The sequence below is a fragment of the Asanoa iriomotensis genome (assembly GCF_016862515.1).
Taxonomy (GTDB): domain Bacteria; phylum Actinomycetota; class Actinomycetes; order Mycobacteriales; family Micromonosporaceae; genus Asanoa; species Asanoa iriomotensis.
Genome location: NZ_BONC01000078.1, coordinates 1 through 13,376 on the forward strand (window position 1 = coordinate 1; position 13,376 = coordinate 13,376).

The 13,376-nt window shown below is 71.3% G+C and carries 13 protein-coding genes; 4 read left to right on the plus strand and 9 right to left on the minus strand.

Translation table 11 applies throughout. The annotated features are described in order from the left end of the window. Positions 1 to 66 precede the first annotated feature (66 nt). Genes Air01nite_RS34795 through Air01nite_RS34805 form a run of 3 tightly spaced genes read right to left on the minus strand, consistent with a single transcriptional unit; the run spans position 67 to position 3,254 of the window. Entirely contained in the window at positions 67 to 1,677 is a 1,611-nt protein-coding gene (locus Air01nite_RS34795) for an AMP-binding protein (RefSeq protein ID WP_373310548.1), read from the minus strand. Then, the gene (locus Air01nite_RS34800) at positions 1,578 to 2,795 is read right to left on the minus strand and encodes an acyl-CoA dehydrogenase family protein (protein ID WP_203707633.1); all 1,218 of its coding nucleotides are present in this window, start codon (positions 2,793 to 2,795) and stop codon (positions 1,578 to 1,580) included. Before Air01nite_RS34800 ends, Air01nite_RS34795 begins: the two co-directional genes overlap by 100 nt. Before the next feature lie 6 nt (positions 2,796 to 2,801). After that, entirely contained in the window at positions 2,802 to 3,254 is a 453-nt protein-coding gene (locus Air01nite_RS34805; RefSeq protein WP_203707634.1) for an SCP2 sterol-binding domain-containing protein, read from the minus strand. A 62-nt stretch (positions 3,255 to 3,316) separates the two neighbouring features. Between Air01nite_RS34805 and Air01nite_RS34810 the strand changes: the two genes are divergently transcribed. Next, positions 3,317 to 3,970 carry a TetR/AcrR family transcriptional regulator gene (locus Air01nite_RS34810; protein ID WP_239091176.1) on the plus strand — a complete coding sequence of 218 codons (654 nt, stop codon included), beginning with the start codon at positions 3,317 to 3,319 and terminating at the stop codon, positions 3,968 to 3,970. Here the strand turns inward: Air01nite_RS34810 and Air01nite_RS34815 are convergent. The 6 genes from Air01nite_RS34815 to Air01nite_RS34840 form a co-directional block, all read right to left on the minus strand. Beyond that, a complete protein-coding gene (locus tag Air01nite_RS34815) occupies positions 3,909 to 5,198 on the minus strand; it encodes an adenylosuccinate synthetase (RefSeq protein WP_203707635.1) in 1,290 nt (429 codons plus the stop codon). The genes Air01nite_RS34810 and Air01nite_RS34815 overlap by 62 nt on opposite strands. Further along, complete coding sequence (locus Air01nite_RS34820; protein WP_203707636.1) at positions 5,195 to 6,157, minus strand: hypothetical protein; 963 nt, start codon at positions 6,155 to 6,157, stop codon at positions 5,195 to 5,197. The genes Air01nite_RS34815 and Air01nite_RS34820 overlap by 4 nt, the downstream gene beginning before the upstream one ends. A 12-nt stretch (positions 6,158 to 6,169) precedes the next feature. After that, positions 6,170 to 7,135, minus strand: a complete 966-nt coding sequence (locus Air01nite_RS34825; RefSeq protein ID WP_203707637.1) for a serine/threonine-protein kinase — start codon at positions 7,133 to 7,135, stop codon at positions 6,170 to 6,172. Continuing rightward, the gene (locus Air01nite_RS34830) at positions 7,132 to 7,887 is read right to left on the minus strand and encodes an NUDIX hydrolase (RefSeq protein ID WP_239091177.1); all 756 of its coding nucleotides are present in this window, start codon (positions 7,885 to 7,887) and stop codon (positions 7,132 to 7,134) included. Before Air01nite_RS34830 ends, Air01nite_RS34825 begins: the two co-directional genes overlap by 4 nt. Positions 7,888 to 7,992: 105 nt before the next feature. Continuing rightward, positions 7,993 to 8,856: a MaoC/PaaZ C-terminal domain-containing protein gene (locus Air01nite_RS34835; protein ID WP_203707638.1), complete on the minus strand. Its 864-nt coding sequence runs from the start codon at positions 8,854 to 8,856 to the stop codon at positions 7,993 to 7,995. Beyond that, on the minus strand, positions 8,856 to 10,175 hold the full coding sequence (locus Air01nite_RS34840) for a 3-oxoacyl-ACP reductase (RefSeq protein WP_203707639.1): 1,320 nt from the start codon (positions 10,173 to 10,175) through the stop codon (positions 8,856 to 8,858). Before Air01nite_RS34840 ends, Air01nite_RS34835 begins: the two co-directional genes overlap by 1 nt. A gap of 39 nt (positions 10,176 to 10,214) precedes the next feature. Here Air01nite_RS34840 and Air01nite_RS34845 point away from each other — a divergent pair, with 39 nt between their 5' ends. The 3 genes from Air01nite_RS34845 (at position 10,215) to Air01nite_RS34855 (ending at position 13,366) form a co-directional block, all read left to right on the plus strand. Next, on the plus strand, positions 10,215 to 11,507 hold the full coding sequence (locus Air01nite_RS34845; RefSeq protein WP_203707661.1) for an acetyl-CoA C-acetyltransferase: 1,293 nt from the start codon (positions 10,215 to 10,217) through the stop codon (positions 11,505 to 11,507). Between the two features lie 96 nt (positions 11,508 to 11,603). After that, positions 11,604 to 12,113: an ArsR/SmtB family transcription factor gene (locus Air01nite_RS34850; RefSeq protein ID WP_239091178.1), complete on the plus strand. Its 510-nt coding sequence runs from the start codon at positions 11,604 to 11,606 to the stop codon at positions 12,111 to 12,113. Beyond that, the gene (locus Air01nite_RS34855) at positions 12,110 to 13,366 is read left to right on the plus strand and encodes an MFS transporter (RefSeq protein WP_239091179.1); all 1,257 of its coding nucleotides are present in this window, start codon (positions 12,110 to 12,112) and stop codon (positions 13,364 to 13,366) included. Before Air01nite_RS34850 ends, Air01nite_RS34855 begins: the two co-directional genes overlap by 4 nt. Positions 13,367 to 13,376 lie beyond the last annotated feature (10 nt).

Genomic DNA, 13,376 nt, shown 5'->3' on the forward strand with positions numbered 1-13,376 from the left:
CGCCGGGCGGCGTAGCCTGCCTCGTGCCGCGCGACCCGCAGACCACGCGCGGACGCCGCGGTCAGATCACAGCAGTGCGCGTTTGATGACCTTGCCCGTTGCTGTTCGCGGCAGTGACGGCACGAAATGCACGTCCCGCGGCACCGCGAAGCGTGCCCCATGCTGCCGCACGTGGTCGCGCACCTCGTCCGCCGACAGAGGCGACGACGACTCATGCAAAACCACAAAAGCCGCCAAGCGTTGGCCGTACGACGCGTCCGGCACACCGACCACCGCGACCTCGCGCACCCCCGGCAACCCAGCCAGCAGATCTTCGACCGACGACGGGAAGACGTTCTCCCCGCCCGAGATGACCATGTCGTCCTCCCGGCCCGACACCGTCAGCAACCCCGACTCGGACAGGAACCCAAGATCACCCGTCGCCAGCATCCCATCGTGCGACGACACCGGCACGTCGCCCGAGTAGCCCTCGAACAGCATCTCGTTGCCCACGAAGATGCGCCCCACCACGCCCGCCGGCACCGGGGCCCCGGACGCCGACAGGATCTGCACCCGCGTCCCACGCGGCGGCCGCCCGGCCGAAGCCGGCGACGCGCGCAAATCCGACGGCGTCGCCACCGAAGCCCAGGACACCTCCGTCGACCCGTACAAGTTGAAGAGCACCTCGCCGTGCGCATCCATGAACCGTGTCGCCAGCGAACCCGGTAGCGCCGACCCGCTCACCGCCACCACCCGCACCGACGGGGGCAGGACGCAGTCGGCGTCCAGCAGGCGCGACAGCATCACCGGCACGGCGAACAACCCGTCACACCGGTGCCGCCCCGCGAGTTCCACCAACGACGACGGCGAGAAGCGTGGCGTCAACACCACACACGAACGCAACCCGAACGCGAGCTGGAGCGCCGCATAACCCCACGTATGGAACAACGGCGCCGCGATCAGCAAACGGGAACGGGTGCGCACCGGCAGGCGGTCCAGAATGGACACCAATGGACCGACCCCAGCGGGATTCGGCCGCCGCGCGCCCTTCGGAACGCCGGTCGTCCCCGAGGTCAGCACCACGGTGCGACCAGGCCGGGCCGGCGGCGACAACGAAACGTCAGGACCACCGGACGAAAGCGCCGACGATACGAGCGCAGCGACCGACGGCGGCGCCGGGAACTCCGGATCATGCACGACCAGGCGCAACCCGTGCTCCCGCACCACAGAAGCAACCTGCGACGGCGAGAACCCGGTGTTGATGAGAACCGCATCCGCGCCCAGCAGAGACAACGACGCCGCCGACAACACAAAGCCCCGATGATTGCGGCACAGCACACCGACCCGGTCGCCCGGCCCGATCCCGTGCGAAGACCGCAACCGACCGGCCGCCGCGAACGAGAGACGCCGCAACGCGTCATAACTGAGTGAACCCGAGGGGTCGATCAACGCGACCGCTCCAGGCGACCGGGCGGCCGCCGACAACAGCGACCCACCCAGCCCGAAACCCCATCGCCGCAACGCCAACACCTGCGACGCGACCCGATGCGGCAACCCCGGCGCGAGAAGCCCGCGCCGCGCGAGAGTAAGAACAGCCGTCACCGAATCTGGTGACCCGAGATGGCTCGGGACACCACCAGCCGCTGAATCTCCGACGTCCCCTCGAAGATCGTGTAGATCTTGGCGTCGCGGTACCACCGCTCCACCGGATGGTCGCGCACGTAGCCCGCGCCGCCGAGGATCTGCAATGCCTTCTCGGTGACCGAAACCGCCACCTCGCCGGCCCGCAGCTTCGACATCGAACCCTCGCCCGCCGCGAACGGCCGGTTGTTGCGCCCCATCCACGCCGCCCGCCACACCAGCAGCCGCGCCGCGTCGATGTCGGTGCGCATGTCGGCCAGCGCGAACGCCACCGCCTGGTTCTCGACGATCGGCCGTCCGAACTGGACACGCGTCTTGGCGTAGTCCAACGCGTACTCGTAAGCGGCCCGGGCGACACCGAGCGCCTGTGCGCCAACCGTCGGCCGGGTGATCTCAAACGTCCGCATCGCGGCCGACGACGACTGCGACCGCTGCCCCGACCGCGCACGGGAAAGCCGCGCCTCCAACGCGTCGCGCCCACCGAGCAGGCAAGACCCCGGCACCCGCACGTCATCCAAGAACACGTCGGCGGTGTGCGAGGCCCGCAACCCCAACTTCAGCAACTTCCGCGAGGAAGACAACCCAGCCGTCCACGGCGGCACCACGAAAGCGGCCTGACCACGGGCCCCAAGAGCGGGATCGACGCTGGCCGTCACCACATGCACACCGGCGATCCCACCGTTGGTGGCATAAGCCTTCTGTCCAGAAAGGACCCACTCGTCAGCCGCGGCATCATAGACAGCCCGGGTACGCATCGCGCCCACATCGGACCCAGCCTCCGGCTCGGTGGAGCAGAAGGCGGCCACCGCAGGCGAGTCAACGGTCCCGAAGCACTGCGGCACCCATTCGACAAGCTGGTCGGGCGTGCCAGAGCCGTAGATCGCCGCCACGGCCAGCGACGTGCCCATGATCGCCAGCCCGATCCCCGCGTCGCCCCAGAAGAGCTCCTCGCACGCGATCGGCAGCGACAGCCCGGTCGGATCGGCCCACGCGTTGGCGAGGAACTCGAACCCGTAGAGACCGACCTTGGCTGCCGACTCGATCACCGGCCACGGCGCCTCTTCGCGCGCGTCCCACTCCGCCGCGGCGGGGCGCACGACCTCGGCCGCGAAGCCGTGCACCCAGTCGCGCAGGTCCCGCTGCTCCTCACTGAGGTCGAGCGAGAACTCGGCCATGAAACGTCAGGCCTTCGGGATGTCGAACAGGTTGGCGATGTTGGCGGCCAGACCGAGGTCGCCCTTGGCCTTCAGCTTGCCGGTCATGAACATCATGACCGGGTTGCCGCTGCCCGAGACGATCTTCAGGAAGTCGACCGGGCCCATGGTCAGCGACAGCCGCGGGTCACGCTCGGCGGTGTTGTTGACCGTGCAGGCGCCGTCCTCGATGACCACCTCGTAGGTGTCGCTGCCGCCGTCCGGGCGGCCGGTGACGGTCCAGTGGATCACCGCGTTGGTCGAGCCGGCGCGGTCGGCGCGGAACAGGGCCGGCATCCGCTCGAAGACCTGGTCGAGCACCTTGCCGCGAGCGTCCGAAGCCATGATCTCGGCGATCTTCGCGTCGGGGGTGGACTTGACCAGTTGCGCGAACTCCTTGGGACCGACCGATACGAATGCGGTCGGGTCGAAGTCAGACATCGCGGCGCTACCCTTCGAAAATGAGTTAACCTACTCCGGAGTAACCTTACGCAGGAGTAGATATGCTGGCAAGCGTGGAGGCCCGGCCCAGCTTCAAGCGCCTACCCCGCGCCGTCCGCGAGCAGCAGATGCTCGACGCGGCCGTGCGGGTCTTCTCCCGGCGCGGCTTCCACGAGGCGAGCATGGACGAGATCGCCGTCGAGGCCGGGATCTCCAAACCGATGGTGTACGCGTACCTCGGCAGCAAGGACGACCTGTTCCGCGCCTGCGTCAACCGCGAGGGCACCCGCCTGCTGGAGTCGATCGTGGCCGCCGTCGGCGACGACCTGCCGGCCGACGAGCAGCTCTGGCGCGGCCTGCGCGGCTTCTTCGGCTTCGTCGGCGCCCACCGCGAGGGCTGGGCCGTCCTCTACCGCCAGGCCAAGAGCCGTCAGCCCTTCGCCGACGACCTCGCGTCGCTACGCGCCCGCATCGTCGAGGTGGTCGCCGGGATGCTCCGCAAGGCGGTGACACAGGAGGGAAAGACGGACGCGAAAGATCAGGATCTGACCGCCAGCGCGTACGCCCTGGTCGGCGCGGCCGAGTCGATCGCCGACTGGCTGGCCGACCACCCTGAGGCCGACCCCGACCACTCGGCCGCGCGCCTGATGAACTTCACCTGGCTGGGTGCCCGCCAGCTGCTACAGGGTGAGCTCTGGCAGCCCAGTTCGGCCTGAGCACCTGCTTGGCCTCGGCGGTCGGCCCGTGCGAGGTCACCACCACCGGCACCTCCAGCGCCGCGGACACCGCGCCTGGCCAGTCGACCGGCGCGGGCTCGTAGACCGCACGGCTGCGGAACAGCCGCCGCGTCAGCGCCTCCTGCCGATCGAGATCGCCGGCCGCCCCGGCGACCAGCCGATCCGTCCAGTCGTAGGACGAGCAGAACCGCAGCGCCGCCGACGCCACGTCGAGATGGGTCAGCGCGATCCCGTCGACCCCGCCGCACACCTCGACCGCGTACCGGTGGGCGACCGCGTCGAAGTGCCCGAACCGGAACCGGCCCTGCCACCGGTTGGTCGGGTTGTTCGGGTCCGCCAACGGCAGCGCCGGGTCCTCGGTGACCAGAGGACCTGGGCCGTGCCGGGTGGTCACCACCCGGAGCACGCCAAGCCGGGTCGCGTTGCCGGCCTGACCAGCCTCGGCCAGCAACGTCTCCGCGTTGTCGTACGTCGTCGTGCTCCAGGTGGTGTAGGGGTGGAACCCATGCCACTCGTCGAGCAGCACCCCCTGCGCTCCCTCGAAAACCACCGGACCGATGGCCAGCAGGTTGCCGAGGAAGGCGCGGCTCACGATCGGCACCCGCGCCGCGAACGCGCCGAACGCCCGCACCGTCGCGTCGATCGGCGGCACGTCCAGCGGGCCGAGCTCGTCGACGAGCCGGTCGCGGAGCACCGCGAGCTTGGCACCGAGCACCCCGGGCGCCTGTGTGTCGGCGACCCGGGGCGCGTCGGCCGGGTGGGCGAGCGCGTACCCCATAGCCTCGCCCACCCCCTTGCCGCAGGACCCATGCCGGTGGGCCCCACGGGCTATCTCCCGGGCGCGGTTGGCGGCCCGGTGATACGGCGTGGCGAGCAACGCGTCCCCCTCGACCGTCAAGCGGTCGAACGCGTCCGGCACACCGATGTCGGCCAGGTGGTCGGCCTCGACGACCAGCGCAAGCGGGTCGACCACCATGAACCGGGACAGGTGCGTGTGCACACCACGCAACGTGCCGGCGCCGAACTGAGCGAAGACATGACGCCGCCCGTCGGGCAGCACGACACTGTGGCCGGCCTGCCCGCCCCCGTTGTACCGCACCACTGCGGCAACCGGGCGGCCGTCGATCCCTTTCGCGCACAACCAGTCGACGACGGTCCCCTTGCCCGCGTCGCCGTATCCCAGGTCGGCCACCAGCACGTGGTTCATAGCCGGCTGATCCGGTCGTCGCCCTGCAGCGTGGTCGGCAGGCCCCAGGTCGAGAGGACCCGGCCACCCCGGCCGACCAGCGCGAGCGCGGTGGACACCGTCGTGGTCACCTTGCTGCCGGCCTCGGCGAGGTCGGCGAGTCCCGACTCGAAGTCGATCGCCGACTCGCCGAGCCCGACCAGCATCGCGATGGCCTCGCAGACCGCGTCCGGGTCGTCGAGCTCGATCGCGTTCTGGCCGAGCAGCCCGCGCCAGAAGTCGAGCACCGTGCCGTTGCCGGCGTAGTTGGAGCCGCGCGGCAGCAGGTAGTAGGTGTCGAACTTGCGGCGCACCTCCGAGACGATCCGCCGCACGGGGATGTCCTCGCGCAGGTCGTCGCCGCAGACGTTGCGCACCTCGCGGGCCTTGACCCGGTCGTACGCGAGCTCGTCGCCGATCACGAACAGGTAGCCGCGCCGCCCTCGCTTGGTGAAGCAGTCCAGCTCGGTGTGCCGGGCCAGGTAGTAGAGCGCGAGCTCGTACGACTCGGTCATCTGCCCACCGCCACCGCCTTCGAGCACGATCCGGCCGAGCTGGTCGTCCATCCGGTTGTCGGACTCGAACTGGCCGATCTGCAGCGGCACCCGGTCGCAGGTGGCGTCGCCGACCGCGCCGAAGAGGATCTGCGGGTCCCGGGCGTAGCCGTTGCGCAGCAGCAGCCCGAGCAGCTTGGGCAGCTTGGTCTGCAGCACCCGGGGCACGTCGCCCATGGAGCCGGTGACGTCGAAGATTACGGCGATCGAGAGCGACTCCGGGTGCTCCCTGGAGTCCCGGCTCTCGCGGACCGTGCCGTGGGGGTCGAGCGTGGGGTGGACGGTGCGGGCGCCGCTGTCGCTGTAGGCGAACGCGCTGCGGCCGGTCGAGCGCCGGTAGCGGTCGGCGGCATCGTAGACGTCGGTTGACCAGACTCCGCTGCCCATCGCGGGCCTCCTTCAAACCTCGAGCGGGCGGAACTTCCGCGCGCCGTAGAGTCGTTCGAGAACGTCGTCGAGCTCGGCCAGGAGCTGCCAGGCGTCGTCGGGCCGGGACTGCGGCGACGGCAGCGTGCAACCGCTGGCGAAGGCCAGCAGCGCGGCCGGCGCGCGCTCGCCCATCAGCGCGGTCATCGACCGGGCGGCCATGGCGATGTCGGTGCCGGGGCTCGGCGCCTGTCGCTTGTGGACCTCCGGCGGATACCAGTCGGCGTAGCGCGGGACCATCGCGGGCACGTGGTCGAGGCGGTCGATCACCGAGTAGCACCAGTCGACCAGCACCACGCCGTGCTCGGTGGTCTCGACCAGGATGTGCTCGGGCAGGACCGCCCCGTGCACCACGCCCGCGCGGTGGGCGAGGCCAAGCGCGACCAGCAGCCGCCGCCAGATCCAGGCGGCGTCGCGCGGGTCGAGGCCGTCGGGCCGCATCCGGATGAGGTCGGCGACGCTGCACAGATGGGGTACCGACCCCAGCACGTTGACCCGCCGCTCCGCCCCGCTGCCGGGGTCCCGGTGCCGGAACGTGTCGACCAGCCGTGGCACGTAAGGCAGATAGCGCGGGTCGCCCGCGGTCGCGATCCGGCGCAGTGCCGCCGCCTCGCGCTCCATCAGGTCGTTGTTGGCCGGCTGCCGAGGCTGCTTGAGGAACAGCCCGCGCCCGATCGCGTAGAGGTTGGCGAGGTCGCCCGTGTGCGCCACGCCGCCGACCCGGTAGCGGCCGAACAGCACGGTGCCCCGGGCCCGCCAGCGGTTGGTCAGCGCGACGAACGCGTCGGTCGCGGCCGCCTTGGCCGGGCCCGCCGCCCGGTCCGGATGCAGCAGCGCGGCCAGCCGCAGGTAGCCGCGGTGCGGGTCGGTGGAGCCGAACAGCTCCTCGTCGTTGTTGGCCGCGTAGACCAAACGGATAGCGTCGTCGAGCGTGGTCATCGCACGTTCTCCTCTCGGGCCGGCCGGAGCAGAGCGGGGTGCAGGAGCCGGGCGTCGCCGGCCCGGTAGAGACGGGCGCGCGGTCCGCCGCGCGGTCCGCCGTGCTCGGTCGTCGCGCCGGTGCCCTCGACGAGCCCGGGAACGGAGAGCACCTTGCGGTGGAAGTTGCCGGCGTGCAGCGGGTGGCCCCACACCGTCTCGTAGACGGCCCGCAGGTCGGCGATGGTGAACTCGTCGCCGACGAACCGGGTCGCCAGCGGCGTGTATTCCAGCTTGGAGCGCGCCCGCTCCAAGCCGTCCTCGATGATCCGGCGGTGGTCGAAGGCCAGCTCGCGGGTGGGCAGGGCGGTCAGGGCCAGCCACTCCGCCGCCCCCGCGTCGGAGCCGGCGGTCGGCTCGGGCAGGTCGGGCGCGAACGCGAGGTAGGCGATCGAGAAGATCCGCATGCGCGGGTCGCGGTCGGGTGTGCCGTAGGAGGCGAGCTGCTCGAAGTGCACCCGACGCAGCGGCTCGCCACCGAGACCGGTCTCCTCGGCGAACTCGCGGCGGGCGGCGGCGGCGAGGTCTTCCTCGGGTCGCACGAAGCCGCCGGGCAGGGCCCAGAACCCGGCGAACGGCGGCGCGGCGCGCTGGATCAGCAGCACCTGCAGCTCGTTGTCGCGGATCGTCAGTGCGACCACGTCCACCGTGACCGCGACCGCGGGGTAGGCCCGTGGGTCGTAGCCCGCCAGGAACTCCTGCTCGTTGACCACCGCGCTCCGTCCTTCTCGCCCTAAGAATTTCTCGGACTAAGAATAACTCAGGCTGAGAATAACCCCGAGCCGCGAGGGGGGACAAGAGTGCTGCCGATGTGTCAGTTAGCTCATGGTGCCGATGAGGTGGGGAGCGCCACTCTTCGGGTCGTGCAGCGCGAAGGTCTCGCCCGGCGTCGCCGAGAACGCGACGGTGCCGGGCAGCAGGATCGGCCGCTTGAAGGCGACCTCGACGGTGTACGCGTCGGGCAGGCGCCCGTCGAGCGCGGCCAGGCAGCGGGCCTTGCTCCACATGCCGTGCGCGATCGGCCGCGGGAACCCGAACAGCCGCGCGCCCAGCCGCGAGGTGTGGATCGGGTTGCGGTCACCGGACACCCGGGCGTAGTCGACGCCGACCCGGGCCGGCACCTTCCAGGTCGCCGCGGCCGGTGGCGGCACATCGCGGGCGGCGGCACCACCGCCGGCGCCCGACGACCGACCGCGGCGCAGGTAGGTGGAGACGTCCCGCCACACCTCGACGCCGTCGACGCTGGCCACGGCGACGACGTCGAACTGCTTGCCGCGCTCGTGCGGGCGCAGGTCGACCGCCCGCACCGACAGGTCGAGCCGTTCGGAGGCGTCCAGCGGCCGGGTCGCGGTGATCCGGTTGGCGATGTGCACCAGACCCACCACCGGGTACGGGAAGTCCGCGCCCGTCATCAGCCGCATCGCCAGCGGGGTGGCCAGCACGTGCGGGAACGTCACGGGCAGCCGGTCGGTCAGCCGGAAACCGCACACCCGGTCGTAGTCGGCCAGCCAGCTCCGGCTGACCTCGACACCCCGCAGCACCAACTCGACATCGGGCAGCACCTCGATCGGCGGCCGCCGCTCGGTGCCCGGCACCAGACCGATCCGCGGCAGCGCCCGGATCGCCGCCCGCCGGTAGAGGGGTCCCAGCTCCGGCGGGCCGTCGAGCTCGATGATGGACATCAGGCACCCAACCACATCTGGCCGCACACCCGCACCACGTTGCCGGTGATGCCCGCCGAGCCGGGCGCGGCGAGCCAGGCGATGGTCTCGGCCACGTCGATCGGCAGGCCGCCCTGGGACAGGCTGTTCATCCGGCGACCGACCTCGCGGGCCGCCAGCGGCATGCGGGCGGTCATCCGGGTCTCGATGAAGCCCGGCGCCACCGCGTTGATCGTGACACCCTGCGGCGCGAGGATCGGGGCCATCGACTGCACGAGCCCGATCACGCCGGCCTTGGAGGTGGCGTAGTTGGTCTGGCCCCGGTTGCCGGCGATGCCGCTGGTCGACGAGACCGAGATGATCCGGCCACCCTCGGGCAGCAGCGGGATCAGCGCGTCGTTGATCCGTTCCTGGCTCGACAGGTTGACGTCGACGACCGCGTCCCACTGCTCGGCCGACATCTTCGCGATCGTCTTGTCGCGGGTGATGCCGGCGTTGTGCACCACGACGTCGACCCGGCCGTGCCGGGACAGCAGTTGGGCGGCCAGGGTGGACGGCGCGTCGGGCCGGGTCAGGTCGAGCTGCAGCGCCGTGCCGCCGATCTCGTTGGCGACGAGGGCCAGTGCCTCGCCGGCGGCCGGCACGTCGAGCGCGACCACGCTCGCGCCGTCGCGGGCCAGCACGCGGGCGATCGCCGCGCCGATGCCCTGCGCCGCGCCGGTGACCAGGGCGACCTTGCCCTCCAGGGGCCGGGCCCAGTTGGTCAGCGGCGACGAGCTGACCTGGCCGATCCAGATCACCTGACCCGAGACGTACGCCGAGCGTCCGGAGAGCAGGAAGCGCACGGTCGAGTCGGTGAACTCCTCGGCGCCGGGCGCGACGTAGACCAACTGCGCGGTCGAACCCCGGCCGAACTCCTTGCCGATGCTGCGGGTCAGCCCCTCCAGCGCGCGCTGTGCGGTGGCCTCCCGCGGCGACGCACAGGCGGCGGGCGGCGTGCCGAACACGATCACCCGGCCGCCGCCGGCCAGCGCCCGGGCGTTGGCGTGGAAGAACTCGTAGATCGGGTGGAGCGCCGCGGCATCGGTGACACCGGTCGCGTCGAACACCAGTGCCGACCACGGCGGGCCGCCGTCCATCGGGACCTCGGCGACGGTGAGCATCTTGCGCACCGGGCCTTCTATCCGCCCACCGGGCGCGGCGCCGACCAGGACCGGTCCGCGCACCAGCGGATCTCCGGGCCGGTAACGGCGCAGCATCGGTGGGTTCGGGAGCCCCAGCCGTTTGACCAGCACCCGGCCGGGACCAGAGTTCGCGAAGTTCGCGTAGCGGTCGCTCATACCAGTAGCCTACTTATGAGTAACCCTTCAGGGAGGCGACTGATGGAGACAAGACGAGTCGCGATCGTCGGTGGCAACCGGATCCCGTTCGCCCGCTCCAACAGCCGTTATGCGGCGGCGAGCAATCTGGACATGCTGACCGCCGCGCTCGACGGGCTGGTCGCCCGGTTCGGGCTCGCCGGCGCCCGGCTCGGCGAACTGGTCGCCGGCGCCGTGCTGAAGCACTCGCGCGACTACAACCTGACCCGCGAGGTCGTGCTCGGCTCCCGGCTCGACCCGACCACCCCGGCGTACGACATCCAGCAGGCGTGTGGCACCGGGCTGGAAGCCGCGATCCTGGTGGCCAACAAGATCGCGCTGGGCCAGATCGACGTGGGCATCGCGGGCGGCGTCGACACCACGTCGGACGCGCCCCTCGCGCTCAACGAGGACCTGCGCCGCACGCTGCTGCAGATGAACGCGGCCCGCACGGTCGGCGAGCGGCTGCGCGCGGCGGCCAAGCTGCGCCCGCACCATGCCTTCCTGCCCGAGACCCCGCGCAACGCGGAACCGCGCACCGGCCTGTCGATGGGCGACCACGCCGCGATCACCGCGCTGCGTTGGCACATCGACCGGGCGGCGCAGGACGAGTTGGCGCTCGCCTCGCACCAGCGCCTGGCGGCCGCGTACGAGCGCGGGTTCTTCGACGATCTGCTCACTCCTTATCTGGGCCTGACCCGCGACCAGAACATGCGTGCCGACACCTCGATCGAGAAGCTCGGCAAGCTGCGGCCGGTGTTCGGCACCCGCGGGCCCGACGCCGACCGGGCCACGATGACCGCCGGCAACTCCTCGCCGCTGACCGACGGCGCGTCCACCGTGCTGCTCGCCTCCGACGAGTGGGCGGAGCAGCGGCGTCTGCCGGTGCTCGCGCACTTCGTCGACGCGGAGACCGCCGCGGTCGACTTCGTGCACGGCGACGAGGGCCTGCTGATGGCGCCGGCGTACGCGGTGCCGCGGCTGCTCGCCAAGCACGGGCTGAGCCTGCAGGACTTCGACTTCTACGAGTTGCACGAGGCGTTCGCGTCGCAGGTGCTGGCCACGCTGGCCGCGTGGGAGTCGCCGGAGTTCTGCAAGGAGCGCCTGGGCCTCGACTCGCCGCTGGGCCCGATCGACCGGGCCAAGCTCAACGTCAACGGCTCGTCGCTCGCGGCCGGTCACCCGTTCGCCGCGACCGGCGGGCGGATCGTGGCGACGCTCGCGAAGCTGCTCGCGGAGAAGGGCGGCGGGCGCGGCCTGATCTCCATCTGCGCCGCCGGCGGCCAGGGCGTGGTGGCCATTCTGGAGCGCTGAGGACACTCCCAAATAAGTGTTTGACAGTGTGCGTACGCGTCACGCACACTGTCAAACATGTCTTTGGGAGATGACCCGACTGCTAAGCTCCGCGCATTGGCGCACCCACTGCGGTTGCGCATCCTCTCGCTGCTGACCGGCACCGACATGACCGCGGCCGAGGTCGCGCGAGAGCTGGATCTGACCCACGCCAACGCGAGCTACCACCTGCGCCACCTCCTCGCGGCCGGCGAGATCGAGGTCGTCGGCGAGGAGAAGATCCGCGGCGGCGTCGCCAAGCGCTACCGGCACCGCGCCGATGCCGACTTCGACAAGCCGAAGCCGAAGGTCACCACCGAGACCGCGCCCACCGCCGACCACCTGCTGGTGTACGAGGCGGTCGCCACCGAGCTGCGCCGCCGCTCCCGAGCGCTGCTGCGGGGGCCGAACACCCACCTCACCGACGCCGAGCTCTGGGTCGACCCCGCCGTCTGGGCCGAGGTCGAGGAACAGATCACGCAGGCGAGCCGGGCGCTGCACCGGGCCGCCGTCGCACCCCGTACCCCCGGCGCGATCCGGGTCAACGCCACGATCGCCCTGTTCAGAATGGACCCCGAAGCCAAATGAGCACCGTTCTCACCCCTCCGCCGGCAGCCGACGAGCAGCCCCGCCCGAGCATGCTGGCGCCGTTGCGCCACAGACCCTTCCGGTTCCTGATCGCCGGCCGCACGACCACCATGCTGGGCAACGCGGTGGCGCCGATCGCGCTCTCGTTCGCCGTGCTCGACCTCACCGGCTCGCTGCGCGACCTGGGTCTCGTCGTCGGCGCCCGGTCGCTGGCCAACGTCGTCTTCATCCTGTTCGGCGGCGTCATCGCGGACCGCCTGCCGCGCCACCTGGTGATGGTCGGCGCGTCCGCATTGGCCGGCGCGACCCAGGCCGCGGTCGCGGTCAGCGTGCTCACCGGCACGGCGACGATCCCGTTGCTGATGGGGCTCTCGGTGGTCAACGGCATCGCGGCCGCAGTCGCGTTCCCCGCGATCTCGGCGATCATGCCGCAGACGGTGCCGGCGGGTGTGCTCCAGCAGGCCAACGCGATCAACCGGTTCGCCTGGAACTCCGCGATGATCCTCGGCGCGTCCCTCGGCGGCCTGCTCGTGGCGACCGCCGGCCCGGGCTGGGGTCTGGCCATCGACGCGGGCACGTTCCTCCTCGCCGGCGTGCTGTTCGCGCTGGTGCGCGTGCCCAAGACGGGTGCGCCGGCGGCCGAGCGGCCCGGAATCTTCGCCGAGATGCGGCTCGGCTGGTCGGCCTTCATCAGCCGCACCTGGCTGTGGGCGGTCGTCGCCGGCTTCTGCGTGATCAACGCGGCGCTGTCCGGGTCGGTCACCGTCCTCGGCCCGGCGGTCGCCGACGCGAGCTTCGGCCGGGCCACCTGGGGTCTGATCCTGGCCGTGGAGACCGCCGGCATGCTCGTCGGCGCGCTCGTCGCGATGCGGGTGCGGGTCGGCCGGCTGCTTTTCTACGGCGTGCTCTGGTGCCTCGGCGACGCCCTGCTGGTGCTCGCGCTCGGCCTCACGACGCAGGTGTTCGTCCTGCTGCTGGCCGGCTTCGCGGTCGGTTTCGCGCTCGAGCAGTTCACGGTCGCGTGGGACACCACGATGCAGGAGCACGTGCCGAGCGAGATGCTGGCCCGGGTCTACTCGTACGACATGCTCGGCTCGATCCTGGCGGTGCCGATCGGCCAGGTCGCGGCCGGACCGCTCGCCGAGCACTTCGGGCTGCACCGCACGCTGGTCGGCGCCTCGATCCTGATGGCGGTCGCCACACTCGCCATGCTCCTCAGCCGCGACGTCCGCCACCTGCGGCATGCCCTGTAGGCGGTGCCAG